Genomic DNA, 3,835 nt, shown 5'->3' with positions numbered 1-3,835 from the left:
GCAAGCGCCCGAAGCGGGCCGGCTGTATAGGCCGGCCCGCTTCCTATATATGCCGTTTTCGGCATGAAGAAGGATGTGAGGTTCAAGGTGATGAAAGGGTTTATGAATAGGCAGGCGCCATATTTTTTTATTGCGCCGACTTTGCTGCTACTTACGTTGTTCTCCATCGTACCGATTGTGGTCGCGCTTGTGATCAGCTTTACGGACATGGATTTAAGGGGACTCGCGAATTGGGACAGGGTTTCGTTTATTGGCTTCGAAAATTATGTCGAAGTGCTAAAGGATCCCGTCTTCCTGAAGGCTATACTCAACACGCTCTTCTACGTCGCAATCGGGGTACCGCTCGTTATCCTGTTCTCCTTAACCATCGCTTTGCTGATCAATCTGGGCACGTCCCGAATCTTCAAAGCCTTTAGAGTCGTCTATTACCTCCCTTCCGTAACCAATATCGTTGCCGTTGCGGTTGTCTGGAGTTATCTTTATAATCCTGCGCTTGGCCTGTTTAACTACCTCCTGAACTCGGTAGGTCTGCCGGATGTGCCTTGGCTGACGGAACCGACGATAGCCAAGCTGTCCCTGATCCTGCTTGCGATCTGGAAAGCGATCGGCCTCAATATGATTATCTTCATCGCGGCGCTTCAAGGCATTCCGAAAACTTATTATGAAGCCGCCCAGCTCGATGGAGCGAACACCTGGCAGCAAGTGACGAGCATTACGATTCCAATGCTGCGCTTCGCGATCTTCTTCGTGTCCATCACGACGATGATCGGTTGGCTGCAATTTTTCGAAGAGCCGTTCGTCATGACGGAAGGCGGTCCGCTCGACGGCACGTTGTCCGTAGCGCTCTTTATCTACCAAAACGGCTTTAAATTCAACAACTTCGGCTATGCAGCCGCCGGTTCCTTCGTTCTGTTTGTCTGCATTATCGCCGTGACGCTCGTTCAGCTCAGGCTGCAGAAGAACGAGTCGGACATGACTTAAAGGGGGGATAACATCATGCGTACAACTGTCGCAGGGAAAAAAGGAGGGGCGCGGGATCGCGAAGGCAACTTAACGTTCCAGTGGATATCCGGCATCTTGCTGACCATTGGCGGTATATTTTTCCTTCTGCCGTTCTTCTGGATGGTTTTGTCCTCCTTTAAGCCGGAGAGCGAGATCGTGCAGATTCCGCCAACCTTTTGGCCGGCAACGTTTACGACTTACAATTTCAGCTACCTGTTCGAGAATATGAACTTTGGCGTATACCTTAAAAACACGCTGATCATCGTCCTGTTCTCGTTCGGAGGTCTGATGCTTAACGCGCTGGCCGGCTTCGGCTTCGCCAAATACGATTTTAAAGGCCGCAACGGATTGTTCGTCCTGGTGCTCGCCACGATGATGATCCCGAGCCAGGTAACGATGATCCCGGTTTATCTCATTCTAAACTCGCTGGGCTTAACGAATACGATGACGGGCATTGTCCTGCCGGGTCTCGTAGGCGCATTCGCGATCTTCTTGTTCCGACAGTTTATGTCGACCATTCCGACGGAGCTGCTGGAGGCTACGCGTCTGGACGGCGCAAGCGAATACCGCATCTTCTTGCAGATCGCCTTGCCGATCTCGAAGCCGATTTTGGCGGTTCAGGCGATTTTGACGTTCATCGCGGGCTGGAACAGCTTCCTTTGGCCCCTCATTATCGCGAACGACGAGAGCCTGTATACGTTGTCCGTCGGACTATCCTTGCTAAAGGGACAATACGCGGCGAACTTCGGTCTGCAGATGGCGGGAGCTACGTTTATGGTGGCGCCGGTCATCGTGTTGTTCACTTACTTCCAGAAACACATTATTGAAAACTTCACGATTTCCGGATTGAAATAAGAGTATTTTTCATGGGAAAAGGAAGGTGCGAGGATGACTTCAGCTTTACGCAGTCGCCCGAACATTTTGTTTATCATGTCGGACGACCACGCTTCGCATGCGATCGGCGCTTACGGCAGCCGGATTAACGCAACGCCGAATCTGGATCGGTTGGCGGACGAGGGGATGCGCTTCGATAACTGCTTTTGCACCAATTCGATCTGTGCCCCGAGCCGCGCTACGATTTTGACGGGTGCTTACAATCACGTCAACGGAGTAAAGACGCTTGGCGACGATCTCGACGGCAGGCAGGTTACCTTTCCCAAGCTGCTCCAGGCGGACGGTTATCAGACGGCCATCATCGGCAAGTGGCATCTGGGCCATGGGGGATTTCACGATCCGACCGGCTTCGATTATTGGAGCGTGTTGCCGGATCAGGGTGAGTACCTTAATCCCGATTTCTACGAAATGGGGACAAGGAAAACGTTCGATGGTTACGTTACGGATGTCATCACGGACAAGTCGTTGGAGTGGATCGATAATCGGGATCCGGAACGCCCGTTTATGCTGATGTGCCATCATAAGGCGCCGCATCGCCATTGGGAACCGGACGAGAAGCACAAGCATCTGTACGAGGATATCGATATTCCCGAGCCGGAGACGTTTAATGACGATTATGCGACCCGCTCGCAGGCTGCCGTCCAGGCGAAGATGCGCATCGATGACCTGAACGAGCTCGATACGAAAGGACCGCCTCCCGAAGGCTTGTCGCCGGAGGAAGTACGGAAGTGGAAGTATCAGCGCTACATCAAGGATTATTTGCGCTGTATCGCTTCCATTGACGATAACGTCGGGCGGATGCTGGACTACCTTGACGAGAAAGGGCTGGCTGAGGATACGATCGTCATCTATACGTCGGATCAAGGTTTCTTTCTGGGCGACCATGGCTGGTTCGACAAAAGGTTCATGTACGAGGAATCGCTGCGCATGCCGTTCCTGATTCGATATCCGAAGGAAATCAAGCCGGGCGGCGTGTGTGGGGATATCATTTTGAACACGGATTTTGCGCCTACGTTTCTGGAGTATGCCGGATTGCCGGTTCATGAGCGGATGCAGGGCGGCAGCATTCGGCCGCTGTTAAACGGTGAAAGGCCGGAGGACTGGAGAACGGCGATGGTTTATCGCTATTGGATGCATCTGGACGGCATTCACGAGGTTTATTCGCATTACGGCATCCGCACTCATCGCTACAAGCTTATCTACTATTACGCGCAGGCGTTAGGCACGACGGACTCGCGGGACGAAAACCGGCCGCCGGAATGGGAGTGCTTCGACCTGGAGCAGGATCCGTACGAGTTAAACAATGTATACGACAACCCTGATTATGCAGACCGGATTGCCGCGCTTACAAAGCAATTGGAGCGTCTGATGGACGAGGTGCAGGACGAATATATCCACTAGAAGACGTCGGAATCCTATTCGGCTTCGGCGAACGTCGGGATTTCAGTGGAAGCTTGGAGGAATGACGCAGTGAACGATTACGAATTGCAACGATTGCTGGACGAGATGACGCTGGAGGAGAAGGTTAATCAACTGCTACAGCTGGCGCCTGCTTTCTACGAAGGGGCGAACAGCGCCGGCCAAATTACGGGACCGCTCGAAGGGATGGGCATTACCGAGGAGACGGTTCGCCAGACCGGATCCGTGCTGGGGCTCGGCGGCGCCGAAGAAGCGATCGCGATTCAGGAAGCCCACCTGAAGCATAACCGGCTAAACATCCCGCTGCTAACGATGGCGGACGTTATCCATGGCTATCGCACGATCTTTCCGGTGCCTCTGGCGCTAGGCTGTTCGTGGGATCTTGACATGGCGGAACGTTCGGCTGCGATTGCGGCGAAAGAGTCGGCCGTGGCGGGCATTCATGTCACATTCTCTCCGATGGCAGATCTGACCCGCGATCCGCGCTGGGGACGGGTGATGGAGTCTACGGGCGAGGATC

At 53.5% G+C, this 3,835-nt stretch carries 3 protein-coding genes and 1 pseudogene; all 4 read left to right on the top strand.

What is annotated here, in order from left to right:
* Nucleotides 1-90 precede the first annotated feature (90 nt).
* The gene (locus PAT3040_RS30675) at nt 91-981 is read left to right on the top strand and encodes a carbohydrate ABC transporter permease (RefSeq protein WP_087571396.1); all 891 of its coding nucleotides are present in this window, start codon (nt 91-93) and stop codon (nt 979-981) included.
* A gap of 15 nt (nt 982-996) precedes the next feature.
* Complete coding sequence (locus PAT3040_RS30670) at nt 997-1,857, top strand: carbohydrate ABC transporter permease (protein ID WP_087571397.1); 861 nt, start codon at nt 997-999, stop codon at nt 1,855-1,857.
* Between the two features lie 33 nt (nt 1,858-1,890).
* Complete coding sequence (locus PAT3040_RS30665) at nt 1,891-3,297, top strand: sulfatase family protein (RefSeq protein ID WP_108995663.1); 1,407 nt, start codon at nt 1,891-1,893, stop codon at nt 3,295-3,297.
* A gap of 69 nt (nt 3,298-3,366) precedes the next feature.
* Nucleotides 3,367-3,835 (top strand): annotated as a pseudogene (locus PAT3040_RS39205) (glycoside hydrolase family 3 N-terminal domain-containing protein); the annotation flags it as partial.

It is taken from the genome of Paenibacillus agaridevorans, assembly GCF_003112455.1.
In the GTDB taxonomy this organism is placed as follows: domain Bacteria; phylum Bacillota; class Bacilli; order Paenibacillales; family Paenibacillaceae; genus Pristimantibacillus; species Pristimantibacillus agaridevorans.
This window is presented reverse-complemented; position numbering and strand designations above follow the sequence as displayed.